Below are 15,231 nucleotides of genomic sequence, written 5' to 3'. Positions count from 1 at the left end.
TTCTCCTACAGCTCTATCCGTGTAGCGCTGTTTATGTTTTCGGATGCTTCGATGGCTGCTATGACTTCGCTGGTGATTGCTTCGTCGGTCTCGATGATGGTGTAGGCGATTTCGCCTTTCTTTTCCCGGTAGAGCTTGGTAAAGGCAATGTTGATCTGACAGTCGCTGAGGCACCGGGTGATGTGGGCCAGGACGCCGGGCTTGTCCATCTGCCTGACCAGAATGGTGTTGTACTCGCCGGAAAGGGCGATCTCGACGCCGTTGATTTCCCGGATCACGGCGGCGCCGCCGCCGATGGATTCGCCGGTCACCATGGTGGTCTGCCCCTCGGTGTCGGTGATGGTGATGGCGACGGTATTGGGGTGGATGTCTTTTTTCTCGGTATTAACGATGAAACGGTAGTCCAGCCCTGCTTCTCTGGCATATTTGAAGGAATCCCGGATACGGTAGTCCTCGGTGCCAAAGCCCAGAATTCCGGCTACCAGGGCTTTGTCTGTGCCGTGGCCGCGGTAGGTCTGGGCAAAGGAGCCGTAGAGCTCAAACACCACCTTCTGGATGGTTCCACTGACCATTTTCCGGGCCAGCAGCGCGATTCTTAAGGCGCCTGCGGTATGTGAGCTGGAGGGCCCAATCATGTTTGGACCGATAATGTCAAATACGGATAGTTCTTTCAATTCCTTCCCCCTTAGCTTCTATAAGTTCTTCCATTTAAGATTACTCTTATTTTAATGGATTCGATACTTTTTATCAAGCCGTAGCTTTTGTGCATTTTTGTGAATCTGCACATTTTGCTTGGCCGGGGCTGCATTTTCAGCTCCCGCATTGTCCGCAGCCTTTTCCGGCTGGCTGTTTTGCTCTTTTTCCAATATATTTTTAATATCGGTCAGCAGGTCAATCTCTGTTACTGCGTCCTGTTGATCCTGGTTCTGCTCCTTACGGCTGATTTTCTGAATCGCCTTTGTCACAATATAAATGGACAGCGCTATAATAAAAAAGTCAATGACATTCTGCAAAAAGTCCCCATAGGAGATTACAAGCTCCGGCCGGATAATTTTATCGCCCTCCAGCGTGGCAGGGTGCAGCACCAGCTTTAGTGTCTTAAAATCAATACCTGCCGTGAGATAGCCGAAAAACGGCATAAGAATGTCGCTGACCACCGAGGATACTACCTTGTTAAAGGAATTACCAATGACTACACCGATGGCCAGGCTGAGGATATTCCCTTTAAATGCAAATTTCTTAAAATCATCAAACACAAAGCTTCCTCCCTTCGTCTTATACTTCTTACCCTTTTTCAAAAAATAAAAAAAGAAAGCCTGAGCTTTCCGAGCGAACGTTTATGCTGTCAGACTTTCTAATGTGGATTTCACATAGCATTTTTTAGCAGACGGTCCGCTTGGAAGCGCATTGATAATCGCATCTTCAAAGCCTGCCTGCTTCACTTCATTCAGTGTCAAATTTGTTTCTTCCATTGTCATTTTTAACAGGGCAATGACGGTTTCTTTCTCTGTTTTCATCTTTTCAGCCTTGGCACAGGCCATCAAAAACAAAGATCTTCCTTTTTTATCGATACGGTCTGAATAAGCGTGTCTTGCAAGGGACATAGCTTTCCGCATCATTTCTGTACTATATAACATGATTTAAACACTCCTTTCTTTTTCTATTTCTATTATACATATTTACCCAACAGATTAAATTAGAAACAGGTTAAAACTTGTGCTCAATCGCATTAAATCAGAAAGGCTTAAGCCTTTACAGCTACCGCATTTCTCCGGTACTGAATAAAAAAGAAAATCCCTGCGCCGATTAGGGATGCCCCCAACCCAGTATAAAATATCCCCAGGTAAAGTGGCGGAATGACGTGTGACATTCTCAGGGTTACCCCAAAGGTAATCATAAAAATCATAATCAGGTAGCTTTTTTTATCAAAAAACCGGTAAAACGGAACCTTCTCATCGCCGTAATTCATAATACGGGCGCTGTGCCTAACCACCATTTTATAGAACACAAATTTAAAAAACAGACCGAATACTATCACCGAAAATAACAACGGCAGCAGCGGCCCTTGCCAGTTGGCGATCATATCCGGTGTGCCGATACGCATAATGTTAAATCCTGCGATAAACCAGACTGCGCCGGCCAGCACCAACAGCGTTAACTTATCAACCCTTGGAATTATTTTTTTCACTTGATTCATCCTTTCTTTCTTCGCGATAGAGCAACTGCTCAAGCAGCTGGGTTAAAAAGCAGCAGTCCTTCTCTCTTTTTCCCATAAGGAGCAGTAAATTATCAAAAACAAAATCAATCAGGCCAGCTTTTGTAAACGAATCATTCCAGATGTCCTGCCTGATAACCTCATCGTTTTCCAAAACCTCCAGAATTCCCTTTTTAATATGCTCAAAGTGACGGGCCTCCTGCTCCTTACCGCTCTGGCCCAAATCAAGCCTGGTGATTTCTTCCAGCCAGCTTTCATAAACCTCCTGCACATTCCGGTATAAACGCTCGTAGACACCCTTTATAAAAAGGCAAAAATTCTTTTCTTTAAATAAATCATCGCCCACGCCATGAAAGGCTGATCGCCAAAAATCTTCGATGACTGCGACCATCAGCTCGCTTTTGGTTGGAAAATAATTATATATGGCTCCGACCGAGATACCGCATACTGCGGCAACACGGCGGATGCTTATTTTAGAAAGGCTTTCTGACAGCGCGATTTCCCGGGCCGCTGCCACCAGCGCCTCTCGTGAAGTGACATTTGCATTCATTGCTTCCTCCAAAGTGAACATGGTTCATATTATAATATTAAATCTTTTTTATGGGTTTGTCAATCTATCAAAACAGAATTGTTTTAATTTAAGAAATTGTAAATAAACCAGAACCCGCAGTGCCTTCGCCAAAACTTAGGCTCACTTCTTTATATTAAATTGATTCTATTCTAACTTTCTGTTTAAAGCTCACCATGCGGGTATAAAGAATGCAAACAAACATTAAAATATTTTGACAGAAAGGAACCTTCATAATGAAAAATCTCGATGAATTAAAAGAAAAAACACAGGAAATTAACAATAAAGTCAGCCAAAAAGCAAAGGAAGCGGTTGATAAAATTAACGAAAGTGTGGAAAAGGGCGCAGACAAAGTCAATGAAACAGCCGAAAATATGGTCGATAAACTAAGTAAGACAGCCGACAAAGCCAAAGACTCAGTCGATACATCCCAAAAAAACTTTAAAGCTCATTCGAAAGAAGTGGCCTCCAAGGCAAAATCTAAAGCCGATGAAACCATTGACAGATTGAAACATAAAACCGATGAGACAGCAGATGCCGCCAAGAAAAAAACAGACACAGCCGCCGATAAGCTTAAAGAACAGCAGCAGACACGTTGAGTCTGCCGGTTATCCCTGGAAAAACGTTTGTACCACATAAAAAAGCTATCGCCGGAAATACAGCGATAGCTTTTTTATGACTCTCTGTCACGGCTTAATATAAGCGTAGCCCTCTTCCTGCTTCTGGGCGAGTTCAATAATCCCTGCGGGCACAACATCGACAAAATCACATAAATCTTCTTTTGTAAGCTGATGGGCCCTCATCGCATTCTGACAGGCTGCAATACGCACATGGCTGTCGGAAAGCTTTTGAAGGCTCTGGTATAAAGGCTCCTCTATACCCTTGCGGACCAGTCCGGTAACGGCTTCGCCGTTCACCACTATCTCAGTCTCCAGCTCAAGCCGATTATCCTGAACATACCTGGCAGCGTTGGCGGCATTGGTTGCTGCCATGCCCAGACGGTTCGTATCATCAACGTGAAACAGTATTTTCATTTAAAACACTTCCTTATAATGGTTTCTTTAGTCATTATACCCCGGCAGCTCTCTGTCTACCGAAATCCCGTTTGCTTTAATCTTTTCTTTGGATTTCTGCGGACGTCTGCTTTTTCCGTTTGACCAAAACCGTTGTGCAGTGGGGACAGCGCACGGCTTTTTTCGGTATTTCGGTAAAGCAGTAAGGACAGGTTTTCGTTTTTTCTTCCTCATCGCTCTCCTTTGTTTTTCTGAGGCCAGCCAGCTTGTTCATGCCCTTGACCATCAAAAAAATAACAAAGGCCATGATGAGGAAATTAATAACCGCTGTAATGAAGGCACCATACCGAATACTGGCATCCCCGATGTTGACAGCTAGATTACTGAAATCAACCCCGCCAAAAAGACCGAGAATCGGCGAGATAATATCTCCGGTTAAAGAGCTGATAATCCCCTGAAAGGCAGCGCCCATAATCACCGCAACGGCCAGTTCCATCACATTGCCTCTGAGGGCGAACTCTTTAAACTCTTTGAGTAAATTTTTCATAAACATAATCCTTCCCTGAGTTGTTTTTAATAAATATATCCAACTTACAGAAAAAAACAACATTTTTTGTCAACTTTTTAAAACCAGTGGTTCCGTTTAAAATAAACGACTGAAGCGATAATAACTCCGGCACTCAGGATAATAACCATGGGATAGCCATAGAGACTCTGATACTCCGGCATGTTAAAATTCATACCATACCAGCCGGCAATCAGACTCAGCGGAAAAAAGATGGTCGTAATCACGGTAAATATCTTCATGGTCGTATTGAGGTTTATGTCCACTTCTGCCTGATAAGCCTCCCTTATCTGGGCCACATACTCAATAAGCGAGAGTACATTATTATAAAGGCGGTCCACCTTGCCAGCTAAAATCCGCAGCAGCTTTAAAGACTGGTGGTCAAACAGCTTATTTTCATTCAGATCAATATATTTAAAAACAACACTAACCTGTTCGTAGTATCTTTTCAGCAGTACCAGTTTTTTTCTGTAGCCAATAATATTGTTTACATAATTTTTATTTCTTTTGTCATCAATGATCTTTTTTTCAAGCGCCATGATTTTTTCTTCAAATTTATCCAGATAACTGTTGTCATCCTCCAGAAGCTTATCAAAAAGATGAAACAGAAGCCGGCCATAGCTTACCTCAAGCTTATCGTAGGCTGAAATCTTCTCAAGAATCCTGTGGACAAACTTTTGATCCTCACAGACAATAAAGAAAATATTTTCCCAGATAAACAGGTGCATTGTCGGGACATCCAGCTTCATGACCGCCAGATCCACCACGGCAATGCACAGCATATCCAGGTGGTCATAGCTTTCAAAGCGGATGGCATCATTGGCCAGCGTCCGGCTTAAAAGCCCGGCCCGGAGCCCGAATTTATCCCCTTGTCCGTCAGCTTCTTCATACGTACTAACGCCAACGTATTTTTTATCGGACTCCAGCGCTGTTTTATCATCAATACGGTGGATCCCTGATTTTTCCATTAGATATAGCATTTCATTATCCATTCCTAGTCCTGTATTTTTATGGAAGATTAATCATCAACACCCCATAAGCCCGTTCGTTAATCCAGACAGACAAAGAGGCCTTAGAAACTTTAAAAACACCGTAGCCTTCTTCATCAATAATAACCGGCTCCGAAAAATGGCGGGTACAGTCTCTGAAGGACTGGCCTGTAAAGGCCGGACCGATGTACATACGTTTTTCCCCTTCCGGACCATTGGACAATAAAACAGCAATACCCGAATCCGGATGCTCAACCTCTCCCTCTCTGGTCCATCCTACAATATTCGCATCGTCAAAATAATCGTGCTGCTGGCCATAGGCATAAAGGCTCCGGACTCTCAAAAGCACTTCCAGGCCAATGACTGCCGGCAGGTTATCGTGCGGCATACCGTAATAGTCTCCATAGAAAATGCAGGGATAGCCGCTTTCTCTCAACAGAATCACCGCATAGGCCTGGGGCTTGAACCATTCCTGAACCCAGGATTCCAGAGACTGCCCCGGCTGAGTGTCATGGTTATCCACAAAGGTCACTGCTTTGTCCGGAAAGACATTGACCAGTGTATTTTCAAGCAGACTCCCCATATCAAAGGCCAGTCCCTCGCAGGAGGCCTGATGAAGCTTGAAGTGCAGCGGGACGTCAAAAAGGGACATGCTCCAGTTACAGACCTTAAAGTAATGCTCCAAGGTTTCGACATCTGCGCTCCAGTACTCTCCTACCGAAAAGAGCTCCTTACCGGTTGTCTCTCTGAGATAGGAAAGCCACTCATCAAAAAACTCGAAACGAATATGCTTAACCGCATCCAGGCGGAAGCCGTCCATATTGGCAGTCTCAAGGTACCATTGGCCCCATCGCTTCAGTTCTTCGACCACCTCACGGTTAGTCATATCCACATCCGTACCCATCAGGTAGTCATAATTACCGTTTTCCGGATCGACCTCGCTGTCCCAGCCCTTGTCGTGGAAACGGTAAATACCTCCGCTGTTGCTCTTATTATCCCAGTCTGTCCCGTCAAAATAACGCCAGTTCCAGGTGAAATCTGAGTATCTGCCATTTCTTCCCGGGAAGGTAAAGCGCGTCCAGGCTGTAATGACACTCTTTTCGCCAATCTGCTCATTTCGGTCTGTTTCCTTGCTCTGGATCGCTTCTGTTTCCTCACATTCATCTGCGCCGATTCGGTGATTCAACACAATATCGGCCAAAACCTGAATCCCCTCATTATGAAAGGCATCGATGGCCATTAAGTATTCTTCACGAGTGCCGTATTTAGTGGCAATGTCCCCTTTCTGGTCAAATTCTCCCAGATCGTATGTATCGTAAACCGCATAGCCCACATCATAGACACCATCCGCGCCTTTATAGGCAGGTGGAAGCCACACGGCAGTAATTCCGGCTTTTTTCAGATTCCCCGCCTGTGCGGCACACCGTTTCCACAAGAGCTTATCCGCCGGAAGGTACCATTCAAAATACTGCATCATTGTTCCGTTATTCATTTTATCACCTTCTCAAAAGATTATAGGTTTTGGTTTTTATTATATCATGCAGAGATTATAAAAACATTAAACCATAATGAAAACGACGCCACATTTTAACAAAACAAAAGACACGCCCTCAGACGTGCCGGATTTGCCCAGTTGCGTTTATTCCACATCCGCCGCTGCATCGGGCTTCGGTGATTCTGAATCAATGCATCCCTGTGGGAATTCAGCAGAGCAAATGGTTTCTTCATAAATGTACTCACCACATTTGCCTGTATTATCAGCAGTCAAGGCTGCACCTCTTTTATCTTTTAAAAATGCACTCGTATCTTTTTCCATCATAAATACCTCCTTTTAGTGTTGTTTAATTTTTACCCAAAGATCTGTTGAAAATAACACTTCCTCTCAAATTTCAGAAAAGAATAAAATCCATGGTTCAATGTTGTATTTTTTTATTTGAACAAGTATAATAGCACTGAGCCAAAACGTTCAACTAACAAAAGAAAAGGAGGAAAATATGGGCTTTCAATTTGGTAAGAGAGGCTATACCTTCGGGGTAATTGCCATTATTCTGTGGGCGCTTAATATTCTATTGACCTTTCAAAACAACACAAATCCTGTTTCACTTGTCTTAAGCGGTCTGATTATTGTCTGCGGCGCTGCAGCCTTTTTTATGGGGAAAAAAGAGCTGGCGGCAGACCCTAAAAATGATAATGCCAAAACAGGCCGGACCATTGGCCTTATGGTCGTTGTCTTTAAATTTGCCAGTCTGCTGTTTTTTATATTCGGCGGCGGACGTCTTTTCTGATACTTGATGCCTGGTTTTCCAGGCTTTTTTTAGTATAAAGCGGGGCTCCTGCCAAAATGACAGGAGCCCCCGAGAGAAATGAAAAGTTTTCTGGTGTCTGGTTTAATTATAACCGGTCTCTGCCCCGAACACCAGTTAAAAGCTTGTTAAATCATTCCGAGGTCAGTTTTTTGATCTCGCTGTCCGAATATCCCAGGCCCTTCAGCATCTCTTCGGTATGATGACCGACCGGATACCCGCCGTATCGGTATTGGGCTGGGCTTTCCGAAAGCTTGACCGGGCTGCCGTATTGGGCGACTTTTTTACCACCTGACAGAGGCAGCTCTACCTCCACCACCATTTCACGCTCCCGGATATGCGCGTCCTCACCCAGTGCCTCACCGACTGACAGCACGGGCTCCACACATACATCATGCCCTTCAAAAACAGCCCTCCACTCATCTCTTGTTCTCTCTTTAAATATCGCTCTGATCGTATCCTTGACAGCCTCTGCATTTTCTGGCCATACCGAGCCCTCAATCAAGTCCTCTCTGCCGATACAGCGGCAGAACTCCGCCCAGAATTTAGGTTCAAGAGACCCGACGCTCAGGTATTGTCCGTCCTTTGTCTCATAAAAATCATACATGCAGCCACCGTTCAGGCGCTCTCCTTCCCTTCTCGGCACTTTTCCAGCTGCCAGAAAAGCCGCGCCGTCCATTCCATTAAAGGGAATCAGTCCATCTAACATGGCAATATCGACATGCTGCCCTTTTCCTGTCCGGTTCCGGTACTGAACCGCTGCCAGAATCCCAATGACAGAGTTCATCGATCCGACGGCCACATCTGCAATCTGCATGTTAGTCAGCACAGGTCCGGTTTCCACACGGCCGGCCTGACCCATGTTGCCACTTCTCGCCAGATAATTAATATCGTGCCCTGCCTTATGACTCAAGGGCCCTGTCTGACCATAACCGGTTAGCGAACAATAAATGAGCCGCGGATTGATCTCTGCAAGGGTTTCATACCCAATCCCCAGCTTCTCCATGACTCCGGGCCTGAACTGCTCCATAACAATATCGTACTCCAAAATCAGCTTTTTAACCACCTCGATGCTTTCTGGTTTTTTCAGGTTTAAAAGCATGGTCTTTTTATTGCGCCCAAGCCAAGCCTGGTTCGCCGACACAGTGGTCCCCTCAACAAAGGGCGGATAGTCCAAAACAATATCCGGCTTGCCAGGCCCGCTTATTTTTAACACCTCTGCTCCAAGGTCTGCCAGCATGGTGGTGGCAAAGGGGCCTGGCAAAAGGGTTGAAAAATCCAGTATCTTCAGGCCCTCCAGAGCCCCTTCTTCTCTTTTATCTGTCATTGTATAAGTCCTCCCCATTTTTAGCTTCATTTTAACAGAATGGCCGCCATTATGCAAAAAAAATGCCTCCGGCGGACCGGAGACAAAAAATGAGGGGAAAAGAATCGTTCAATTCTTTTCAGTCGCTTTTGCGTTTAAAGACAAAAGCTCTTTTGGAATTCCTCATTATTTTATTCTTTTAACGCTAAGGTTTCAATGTATTTTACCTCTGTTTACTGCTAAAATCTTGACTGAAAAAGAAGCTTACCTATCACGAAACTGACAATCCGTTTTAAAAATGCCTGCTCAAGAATTCCAAAAGAGTAAAATTTTGTCATTTTTTACATTTTTTCTTTCATTGCTTTAAAAAGCGGAGTGAAAAGCTTCCGAACAACGCTTCCAGCATCGAACTGTTCATCAATGGCCTCAAAGGCTTCAACCATTCTTTCAGGAATCTCCTGCTTCTGAAGCTTTATGCAACAGCATTGTTCTATCCCTTCGGCAACCTCTTTTGCCAATCCCTCTGCGGCCTCGGCTTTACCTGTCAGGTATTTCAGACAACAGCGATGGATAAGCCGGAGAGTTTTATACCAGAGAGGGCGCGCCAGTATCAAATCCGTCGTTAATCTCACGCGTTCAGCGCTTTCTCCAACGACGAAGCCAAAATCGCACAAAATCTGGTTAGCTTCAAGCTCTTCTTTAAGAACAGCTTTGCGGATGTCCAGATCAACGCTGATCCCGTCCGCATAATTTAAAATCAAAATACCCTCTGGCTTTTCAGTATAATTGGTCATAGCCAAAGGGCCGTAATCTGTCAATATTTTTTCCAGCTGCTCCACATTTAAGTTCCCGGTTAAAATCAAATCAATGTCCGAAAAACAGCCGGCCTTTCCAGACGCCAGTGAGCCTTCCAAAACAAGAGAAAGCTTCTGATCTTTACAAACAGCCTGTATATACTCTATATACTGCTTATGTTTTAATGTTGGATAATTTATTTTCATCTTTGCTCTCCTGAATTACAGATAAAAACGATTTTTCTTAAAGATTTATTGCGGGGCCGGCAGACGGACATTGGGAGCGTTATTCATGATGTGCTTTGGATATATTTGTTCTATAAAAATATATACACCTTTAGTATCGAAAGGAGTGATTACAATGATGTCACAACTCGTAAATCCTGGTACAGACAATCAGGCACCGGGCACCTACAAGGAAGTAGGTCCTCGCGGCGGTGAAATTAAAAACGGCCGTGTTGTTACAATTGCAAAAGGCGACCGCCTTCCACCTACTCAGGAAGCCGGTCATAAATGGAAAAAGCAATAATCGCAAGCCACTGCCTGTCAGTGGCTTTTTTCATCTTCACATGTTATAATGAGAAAAAAGGGCGTGAATTTTATGTCAATGCATTTTGTCACCTCAACCCTGGTCGATTCCATTGGGTACCACAACGGTAATCTGTATATACAGTTTAAAAACGGCAATCTATACGAATATTTTAATGTCCCTTTTCGCCATTACCAAAGCATGCTGGCCGCAGAATCTGTTGGCAAATATTACGGCAGGTACGTTCGTGGACAGTATCCGCGTAAAAAGATCGCCTACAGCTTATAGATAACAGGTCATCAGATTGGCCGGAGCGTACTGATCTCCAATTTTAAAGAATTTTTCATAGACGCCAATGGTTCTAAAACCAAACTTCTCATAAAGATGGATAGCCGCCCGGTTATCGGACCGCACCTCCAGCTCAACGACTTCACAGCTTCTGCTCTCCTTTGCAAAATCCATCAGGGCCCGCATCATTTTTGTGGCGATTCCCTGATTCCAGTACGGCTTACGGACGGTCAGACCCAGCTCTCCCCGATGGCGGATGCGCGGCTTATCATAGGCTGTGATCGAACCCAAAGCCACAATCTCATCATTAATTTTCCCCACGTACATGACCGATGTTTCAGATTCCCTTGCTCTTTGGATAAAAACCTTCTGAGCTTCCAGTGTCATACCGGAACCTTCTCTGCCAAAGGTCAAATTTTCGCTCTCCACACCGATTGCATCACGGTATTTTAAAAGCGCCTCTGCATCCTTCTTCTCAGCCTGCATAATGGTTAGACTCTTCATGCCGACCTCCTCCTTTCTCAGATCATTAGCATTACATTATACTCTAAATTTTATTTTTTGACAAATAAAAAGGGCCCTCCTGGAGCCGGTTTTAAAAATTTACTGAACGACCACTAAAAACATTTTAAAAGCTTCAAGGACATCTACACTGTGAGGAATTCCCTTTGGCATAATAATCATTTCGCCTGCGCTGACAGCCTTCTGTGAGTCATCGCCAACGGTGATTCCTGCTTTTCCATCCATGACATAGAGTAAAGCATCGCCCCCTGCTACATGTGTGCTTAAACCTTCTCCCTTCGGGAAAGAAAAGGCTGTAACACTCAAGGCGTCGTTCTGTACAAGGGTTCTGCTCTCTACTCTGCCCTCAGCATAATCAACCAAATCTGCCAGGGCATATACTGTTTTTAAATCTATATTTTTAAAACGCTCATTCATTGTAAGTACCTCCATTAATTTTGTTATTTTTTAATATACACCCTTTCTCGCGATAAATCCGTGACATTCGCAACATTTAAGCGAAGCTTAATGAAATTTCAGGCTGCTTTCAATTTAATTCGTTCCCCGATGTTTCTAAACAGAAAAATCCCCGGTTCACAAGGATCCGGGGATTTTAAAAAAGGAAAAGTTGGGGAGTAAGTTTTATTAATTTAAGTAAGAGGTATGTGTGTTCAGAAATAATTATACCCCAGACAAAATATTTTAATCATATCCGCAATCTAAATAATTAAGTTTTTCTTCTTTTTAAAATGAACACTCTCCTCCGGTGTCAGCTTATCCACCTCTGTGAGCATTTGCTCGAGAATACTGTCAATCAGCCCATCCACATAAAAAACATCCAGATTACGATCTTTTTCTTCCTGTGTTAATTTCATTTTTTCTCCTTTTATATAAAACCCTGTTCCGGCCTGTCTCAGATGTACTGGTAAACAAGCTGAACATAAAACATATTTCCGTACTTATACCTCCAGCCACCATTTGCTTTTAAGGCGATGGGGTTTAGATAAGCCACTTCTTCACCGCCAGATTTCTGTCTGGCATACTCCATGGCCAGCTCAGTCGTATAGGCGCCGCCGTTTTCCGCGATAAAGTCAAGGAAATCATCGCCAAAATTATAGGCCTGCACGACCGTGTTAAAATCGCAGCCCTTTTCCGCAGCAAGTCTCAGCAGCTTTGCGAAATAGCGGCACCCCTGGTCAATGGACTCCTCCGTCTCTAAACTGTTTGGCGGAAGACCTAATGATTCGCTGGACTGCATAACGTCCTCGTGCTTTCCTCCGGATTCCACCTGCATAACTGCCAGTAGATAATCTGTATATTCCTCGATCCCATATTCGGAAGCATACTGTGCAACCACAGGACGGTACTCAGCAACGGCTGACGAAAGGCCTTCTTCACGGGATTCGTCATTGTTTTTATTTCCTCTCCCAGCCATAAAGCTGCAATTAAGAAGAAGGACCCCTGTGATTAACACGATGCCCCAGATAAGCGGTCTGAATCGTTTTTTCTTCCTGGAACGTCCCTTTTTCTTCATAAATCAAAGTCCCTTTCAAAATAATATTCAGACACTATTCTAAACTTTAAATCTTATATAAGAATTAATTCAGGTACTCTGTTAAATGTAAATTTAATAAAAGTATACTGAGCACGGCCCATCCACGTTTCAAGTCCAAATAAAAAAGCCTGAATCCCGATCAGATACTGGGGTTTCAGGCATCTTCTTTACGATAATGGAGCGGAAGACGGGATTCGAACCCGCGGTCCCCGGCTTGGGAAGCCAGTGCTCTACCACTGAGCCACTTCCGCTTAAAACTACTGTCTTGTGTTTCATGCTGCGTTTTCTGCTTATGTCACTCCCCCGGACTAAACGACTCAAATCATACCTTTTCGAGGCACGCGAATCTCAGATTTGGCTTCTCTGTTTATACCACTGAGACACTTCACGCACGAGCAACTGCATATTATCTTACTCTTTTACTTTGAAAATGTCAATAATATTTGAAAAAAATTTATGGACAGACATAAGTAAAACCGATGTTTCATTATTTTCTTTTAGGATATATTAATGTAAAGGTATGCTATAATGCCATTAAGAATTTAATAAGGAAGTGATCTTTTATGAATGGGCAAATCTTTAACCCTGTTCTCTTCGAAATAACTTTAGAGACGCTAAACGACGCACTGAAGCTTCGGAATCGCAAACGGCTTTTAAACCAGGCGCAGATCCTGCTGGATCAGACAAATACTGCCGCGGTACCTAAGGCGCTGGTGATCCCCGGCACTGTCGATAAAAAAAACAAAACGCAGATCGTAATCAACGGCGCGGCTTTTACAAGCCCGAAGCTTATGGCAAATCTGGATGAGGGCGATGCCCTTTATGCCTATATCGCGACCTGCGGCGCGGAGATTGACGCTTACGCCGCTTCCTTAACGGATCAGATGGATCTTTTTATGATGGACGGCATCATGAACCTTCTTGTAGGTGCCGGAAAGGCCTTTGTGTCAAAGCAGGTTCGCAGTGCTGCCAGCTGGCCGGATATCTGCGACTATGTTCCCGGCGCGGGCGAATCCTGGCCAAAAGATGAACAGACCAAGCTTTTCAGTCTATTTGGCGGTTATCCGGCCGAAATCGGAGTTTCAATGGAGGACGCAGCCTTTGTCCTGCCCAGAAGATCGACCATCGGCATTTTGTCAAAAACGAAGTAAATTGTAAAGAGCCTGCACAGGCTCTTTTTTAAATAAAAAAAGCCGCTACATCAGCGACTTAAATTCAAGGTTGGAGGTGCTACCCAGAATCGAACTGGGGATAGAGGTGTTGCAGACCTTTGCCTTACCGCTTGGCTATAGCACCTTAAAATGGAGCGGAAGACGAGATTTGAACTCGCGACCCTCGCCTTGGCAAGGCGATGCTCTACCACTGAGCCACTTCCGCATAATAACTTACTAACACTGTCTGACCACTTAATGATTGAAGTGGTGCCCAGAGGCGGAATCGAACCACCGACACGAGGATTTTCAGTCCTCTGCTCTACCGACTGAGCTATCTGGGCTTGCATAAACTTGCAGTGACGAGTACTAATTATACTGTCTCAAGCAAATAGTGTCAAGTACTTTTTCAGAAAAAAATAAATACTTTCACGTTTATGTACAATAAAAAATGGCGACCTGGAAGAGACTCGAACTCTCGACCTCCAGCGTGACAGGCTGGCATTCTAACCAACTGAACTACCAGGCCGCAGTACATAAAAAATGGTGGTCGCTATAGGGCTCGAACCTATGACCCCCTGCTTGTAAGGCAGGTGCTCTCCCAGCTGAGCTAAGCGACCATCAACTTGAGTACGTGCATTATTATACGGCAGCACGCACTCTTTGTCAACACTTTTTCACACTATTTTTAAAAAAATTTGAATTTATTTTTTTTCGGCCACAAACTGAACACGGTCGCATTCGTTGCTTCCCTGCAGAAAGGTGCCAAAAGCGTAGATTTTAATATTAATAAAGCCCGCGTTCTTGAGCATATGATAAATTTCTTCTACTGTATAAATATACTGGCTCTGGCTTTCATCATAGCGCGAATATCGGCCGTCCTCCTCTTTTATGAAAAAGGAAAGGTCGTAGTCCATGCGTCCAGCTTCAAAGTCCGGAGCATTTTCCCACACGCAATAGACATTGTCCAGATCATAAACATAGGTATTGTCCTTTATAACCTCTTTAAATTTGACTGGGGTATTGATGTCAAAGAGCAGCATTCCACCGCTTTTAAGAGCATCCTGGCTGCAATAAATGAAGTTCTGGACTGCGGCCTGGTCCGGCAGGTAGTTGACGCTGTCACAGCAGGAGACCACGGCGTCAAATTCTTCGCCAATCTGAAAATTACTCATATCCCCCATAAAAAAACGGACATTTGAAAGGCCCTGGTCGGCGATTTTTTCATCCGCGACAGTCAGCATTTCCTCGGACAGATCCACAGCGGTTACTGCATAGTCCTTTTTTGCCAGCTCACTGGTAATGTTACCGGTGCCGCAGCCAAATTCCAGCACGCTTTTCACTTCACTTTTCGCGTTCAGCAGCAGGCGGAACACGTAATCCCCCCACTGCTTATAGTCGATTTCACGCATCAGGTCGTCATAGACCTGTGCAAATTCTTCATACATTCTCTT

22 protein-coding genes and 6 tRNA genes are annotated in these 15,231 nt (G+C 44.3%); 5 read left to right on the top strand and 23 right to left on the bottom strand.

Annotated elements, in window-relative coordinates; translation table 11 throughout:
* Positions 1 to 5: 5 nt before the first annotated feature.
* The 5 genes from sdaAB to I2B62_RS00970 form a co-directional block, all read right to left on the bottom strand.
* Positions 6 to 674, bottom strand: a complete 669-nt coding sequence (gene sdaAB, locus I2B62_RS00990; protein WP_195267113.1) for an L-serine ammonia-lyase, iron-sulfur-dependent subunit beta — start codon at positions 672 to 674, stop codon at positions 6 to 8.
* Positions 675 to 725: 51 nt separating this feature from the next.
* Positions 726 to 1,256, bottom strand: coding sequence for a large conductance mechanosensitive channel protein MscL (gene mscL / locus I2B62_RS00985; protein WP_347707779.1), 531 nt, complete (start codon positions 1,254 to 1,256; stop codon positions 726 to 728).
* Between the two features lie 81 nt (positions 1,257 to 1,337).
* A complete protein-coding gene (locus I2B62_RS00980) occupies positions 1,338 to 1,637 on the bottom strand; it encodes a hypothetical protein (RefSeq protein ID WP_195267111.1) in 300 nt (99 codons plus the stop codon).
* A 107-nt stretch (positions 1,638 to 1,744) separates the two neighbouring features.
* Positions 1,745 to 2,197 (bottom strand): hypothetical protein, encoded by a 453-nt coding sequence (locus tag I2B62_RS00975; protein WP_207735916.1) that lies wholly within the window; start codon positions 2,195 to 2,197, stop codon positions 1,745 to 1,747.
* Positions 2,163 to 2,765, bottom strand: a complete 603-nt coding sequence (locus I2B62_RS00970) for a TetR/AcrR family transcriptional regulator (protein WP_195267109.1) — start codon at positions 2,763 to 2,765, stop codon at positions 2,163 to 2,165. The genes I2B62_RS00975 and I2B62_RS00970 overlap by 35 nt, the downstream gene beginning before the upstream one ends.
* Before the next feature lie 254 nt (positions 2,766 to 3,019).
* Between I2B62_RS00970 and I2B62_RS00965 the strand changes: the two genes are divergently transcribed.
* Positions 3,020 to 3,382, top strand: a complete 363-nt coding sequence (locus I2B62_RS00965) for a hypothetical protein (RefSeq protein WP_195267108.1) — start codon at positions 3,020 to 3,022, stop codon at positions 3,380 to 3,382.
* Positions 3,383 to 3,469: 87 nt separating this feature from the next.
* Here the strand turns inward: I2B62_RS00965 and I2B62_RS00960 are convergent, their stop codons facing one another.
* The 5 genes from I2B62_RS00960 to I2B62_RS00940 form a co-directional block, all read right to left on the bottom strand.
* On the bottom strand, positions 3,470 to 3,817 hold the full coding sequence (locus I2B62_RS00960; protein ID WP_195267107.1) for a DsrE family protein: 348 nt from the start codon (positions 3,815 to 3,817) through the stop codon (positions 3,470 to 3,472).
* Positions 3,818 to 3,893: 76 nt separating this feature from the next.
* Positions 3,894 to 4,343 carry a large conductance mechanosensitive channel protein MscL gene (mscL, locus tag I2B62_RS00955; RefSeq protein WP_195267106.1) on the bottom strand — a complete coding sequence of 150 codons (450 nt, stop codon included), beginning with the start codon at positions 4,341 to 4,343 and terminating at the stop codon, positions 3,894 to 3,896.
* Between the two features lie 77 nt (positions 4,344 to 4,420).
* A complete protein-coding gene (locus I2B62_RS00950) occupies positions 4,421 to 5,341 on the bottom strand; it encodes a CorA family divalent cation transporter (RefSeq protein ID WP_195267105.1) in 921 nt (306 codons plus the stop codon).
* A gap of 28 nt (positions 5,342 to 5,369) precedes the next feature.
* Positions 5,370 to 6,842, bottom strand: coding sequence for an alpha-amylase (locus tag I2B62_RS00945; protein WP_195267104.1), 1,473 nt, complete (start codon positions 6,840 to 6,842; stop codon positions 5,370 to 5,372).
* A 147-nt stretch (positions 6,843 to 6,989) separates the two neighbouring features.
* Positions 6,990 to 7,169, bottom strand: a complete 180-nt coding sequence (locus I2B62_RS00940) for a hypothetical protein (protein ID WP_013379641.1) — start codon at positions 7,167 to 7,169, stop codon at positions 6,990 to 6,992.
* Between the two features lie 175 nt (positions 7,170 to 7,344).
* On the opposite strand from I2B62_RS00940, the gene I2B62_RS00935 reads away from it, so the two are divergent.
* A complete protein-coding gene (locus I2B62_RS00935) occupies positions 7,345 to 7,635 on the top strand; it encodes a hypothetical protein (RefSeq protein WP_195267103.1) in 291 nt (96 codons plus the stop codon).
* Between the two features lie 151 nt (positions 7,636 to 7,786).
* Here I2B62_RS00935 and I2B62_RS00930 read toward each other — a convergent pair whose 3' ends face one another.
* Both I2B62_RS00930 and I2B62_RS00925 read right to left on the bottom strand, forming a co-directional pair.
* Positions 7,787 to 8,980: a CaiB/BaiF CoA-transferase family protein gene (locus I2B62_RS00930; protein ID WP_195267102.1), complete on the bottom strand. Its 1,194-nt coding sequence runs from the start codon at positions 8,978 to 8,980 to the stop codon at positions 7,787 to 7,789.
* A 320-nt stretch (positions 8,981 to 9,300) separates the two neighbouring features.
* Positions 9,301 to 9,960, bottom strand: coding sequence for a nucleotidyltransferase domain-containing protein (locus I2B62_RS00925; RefSeq protein ID WP_195267101.1), 660 nt, complete (start codon positions 9,958 to 9,960; stop codon positions 9,301 to 9,303).
* A gap of 154 nt (positions 9,961 to 10,114) precedes the next feature.
* On the opposite strand from I2B62_RS00925, the gene I2B62_RS00920 reads away from it, so the two are divergent.
* Both I2B62_RS00920 and I2B62_RS00915 read left to right on the top strand, forming a co-directional pair.
* Positions 10,115 to 10,282 carry a YjzC family protein gene (locus tag I2B62_RS00920; protein WP_195267100.1) on the top strand — a complete coding sequence of 56 codons (168 nt, stop codon included), beginning with the start codon at positions 10,115 to 10,117 and terminating at the stop codon, positions 10,280 to 10,282.
* 72 nt (positions 10,283 to 10,354) lie between these two features.
* On the top strand, positions 10,355 to 10,570 hold the full coding sequence (locus I2B62_RS00915; protein ID WP_195267099.1) for a KTSC domain-containing protein: 216 nt from the start codon (positions 10,355 to 10,357) through the stop codon (positions 10,568 to 10,570).
* On the opposite strand, the gene I2B62_RS00910 is transcribed toward I2B62_RS00915, so the two are convergent.
* The 5 genes from I2B62_RS00910 to I2B62_RS00890 all read right to left on the bottom strand — a co-directional run bounded on the left by I2B62_RS00910 (position 10,565) and on the right by I2B62_RS00890 (position 12,877).
* Positions 10,565 to 11,074 carry a GNAT family N-acetyltransferase gene (locus I2B62_RS00910; RefSeq protein WP_195267098.1) on the bottom strand — a complete coding sequence of 170 codons (510 nt, stop codon included), beginning with the start codon at positions 11,072 to 11,074 and terminating at the stop codon, positions 10,565 to 10,567. The genes I2B62_RS00915 and I2B62_RS00910 overlap by 6 nt on opposite strands.
* A gap of 99 nt (positions 11,075 to 11,173) precedes the next feature.
* Positions 11,174 to 11,509, bottom strand: coding sequence for a cupin domain-containing protein (locus tag I2B62_RS00905; protein WP_195267097.1), 336 nt, complete (start codon positions 11,507 to 11,509; stop codon positions 11,174 to 11,176).
* Between the two features lie 281 nt (positions 11,510 to 11,790).
* Positions 11,791 to 11,946, bottom strand: a complete 156-nt coding sequence (locus I2B62_RS00900; RefSeq protein ID WP_195267096.1) for a hypothetical protein — start codon at positions 11,944 to 11,946, stop codon at positions 11,791 to 11,793.
* Positions 11,947 to 11,984: 38 nt separating this feature from the next.
* A complete protein-coding gene (locus tag I2B62_RS00895) occupies positions 11,985 to 12,605 on the bottom strand; it encodes a lysozyme family protein (protein ID WP_279354761.1) in 621 nt (206 codons plus the stop codon).
* A gap of 197 nt (positions 12,606 to 12,802) precedes the next feature.
* Positions 12,803 to 12,877: transfer RNA gene (locus tag I2B62_RS00890), tRNA-Gly, on the bottom strand.
* Between the two features lie 312 nt (positions 12,878 to 13,189).
* Between I2B62_RS00890 and I2B62_RS00885 the strand changes: the two genes are divergently transcribed.
* A complete protein-coding gene (locus tag I2B62_RS00885) occupies positions 13,190 to 13,777 on the top strand; it encodes a hypothetical protein (RefSeq protein WP_195267095.1) in 588 nt (195 codons plus the stop codon).
* Between the two features lie 71 nt (positions 13,778 to 13,848).
* Here I2B62_RS00885 and I2B62_RS00880 read toward each other — a convergent pair.
* The 6 genes from I2B62_RS00880 to I2B62_RS00855 form a co-directional block, all read right to left on the bottom strand.
* Positions 13,849 to 13,922 (bottom strand) — tRNA-Cys (locus I2B62_RS00880).
* Positions 13,923 to 13,928: 6 nt separating this feature from the next.
* A tRNA-Gly gene (locus tag I2B62_RS00875) sits at positions 13,929 to 14,003 on the bottom strand.
* A gap of 42 nt (positions 14,004 to 14,045) precedes the next feature.
* Positions 14,046 to 14,121: transfer RNA gene (locus tag I2B62_RS00870), tRNA-Phe, on the bottom strand.
* A gap of 108 nt (positions 14,122 to 14,229) precedes the next feature.
* Positions 14,230 to 14,306 (bottom strand) — tRNA-Asp (locus I2B62_RS00865).
* Positions 14,307 to 14,321: 15 nt separating this feature from the next.
* Positions 14,322 to 14,397, bottom strand: a tRNA-Val gene (locus I2B62_RS00860).
* A gap of 84 nt (positions 14,398 to 14,481) precedes the next feature.
* Positions 14,482 to 15,225 (bottom strand): class I SAM-dependent methyltransferase, encoded by a 744-nt coding sequence (locus I2B62_RS00855; protein WP_195267094.1) that lies wholly within the window; start codon positions 15,223 to 15,225, stop codon positions 14,482 to 14,484.
* Positions 15,226 to 15,231: the final 6 nt, after the last annotated feature.

The sequence above is a fragment of the Eubacterium sp. 1001713B170207_170306_E7 genome (assembly GCF_015547515.1).
Taxonomy (GTDB): domain Bacteria; phylum Bacillota; class Clostridia; order Eubacteriales; family Eubacteriaceae; genus Eubacterium.
Note: the sequence above shows the minus strand (reverse complement) of the source record. Positions and strands in the feature narration are given on the sequence as shown.

Bases quoted from the DNA above. Each gene is read 5' to 3' on its own strand.
- I2B62_RS00905 (WP_195267097.1), bottom strand. From the start codon at position 11,509: ATGAATGAGCGTTTTAAAAATATAGATTTAAAAACAGTATATGCCCTG.
- I2B62_RS00885 (WP_195267095.1), top strand. From the start codon at position 13,190: ATGAATGGGCAAATCTTTAACCCTGTTCTCTTCGAAATAACTTTAGAG.
- I2B62_RS00950 (WP_195267105.1), bottom strand. From the start codon at position 5,341: ATGCTATATCTAATGGAAAAATCAGGGATCCACCGTATTGATGATAAA.
- I2B62_RS00915 (WP_195267099.1), top strand. From the start codon at position 10,355: ATGTCAATGCATTTTGTCACCTCAACCCTGGTCGATTCCATTGGGTAC.
- I2B62_RS00965 (WP_195267108.1), top strand. From the start codon at position 3,020: ATGAAAAATCTCGATGAATTAAAAGAAAAAACACAGGAAATTAACAAT.
- mscL (WP_195267106.1), bottom strand. From the start codon at position 4,343: ATGAAAAATTTACTCAAAGAGTTTAAAGAGTTCGCCCTCAGAGGCAAT.
- I2B62_RS00920 (WP_195267100.1), top strand. From the start codon at position 10,115: ATGATGTCACAACTCGTAAATCCTGGTACAGACAATCAGGCACCGGGC.
- I2B62_RS00975 (WP_207735916.1), bottom strand. From the start codon at position 2,197: ATGAATCAAGTGAAAAAAATAATTCCAAGGGTTGATAAGTTAACGCTG.
- I2B62_RS00895 (WP_279354761.1), bottom strand. From the start codon at position 12,605: ATGAAGAAAAAGGGACGTTCCAGGAAGAAAAAACGATTCAGACCGCTT.
- I2B62_RS00910 (WP_195267098.1), bottom strand. From the start codon at position 11,074: ATGAAGAGTCTAACCATTATGCAGGCTGAGAAGAAGGATGCAGAGGCG.
- I2B62_RS00855 (WP_195267094.1), bottom strand. From the start codon at position 15,225: ATGTATGAAGAATTTGCACAGGTCTATGACGACCTGATGCGTGAAATC.
- I2B62_RS00960 (WP_195267107.1), bottom strand. From the start codon at position 3,817: ATGAAAATACTGTTTCACGTTGATGATACGAACCGTCTGGGCATGGCA.
- I2B62_RS00935 (WP_195267103.1), top strand. From the start codon at position 7,345: ATGGGCTTTCAATTTGGTAAGAGAGGCTATACCTTCGGGGTAATTGCC.
- I2B62_RS00940 (WP_013379641.1), bottom strand. From the start codon at position 7,169: ATGATGGAAAAAGATACGAGTGCATTTTTAAAAGATAAAAGAGGTGCA.
- I2B62_RS00900 (WP_195267096.1), bottom strand. From the start codon at position 11,946: ATGAAATTAACACAGGAAGAAAAAGATCGTAATCTGGATGTTTTTTAT.
- I2B62_RS00970 (WP_195267109.1), bottom strand. From the start codon at position 2,765: ATGAATGCAAATGTCACTTCACGAGAGGCGCTGGTGGCAGCGGCCCGG.
- I2B62_RS00980 (WP_195267111.1), bottom strand. From the start codon at position 1,637: ATGTTATATAGTACAGAAATGATGCGGAAAGCTATGTCCCTTGCAAGA.
- I2B62_RS00945 (WP_195267104.1), bottom strand. From the start codon at position 6,842: ATGAATAACGGAACAATGATGCAGTATTTTGAATGGTACCTTCCGGCG.
- I2B62_RS00925 (WP_195267101.1), bottom strand. From the start codon at position 9,960: ATGAAAATAAATTATCCAACATTAAAACATAAGCAGTATATAGAGTAT.
- I2B62_RS00930 (WP_195267102.1), bottom strand. From the start codon at position 8,980: ATGACAGATAAAAGAGAAGAAGGGGCTCTGGAGGGCCTGAAGATACTG.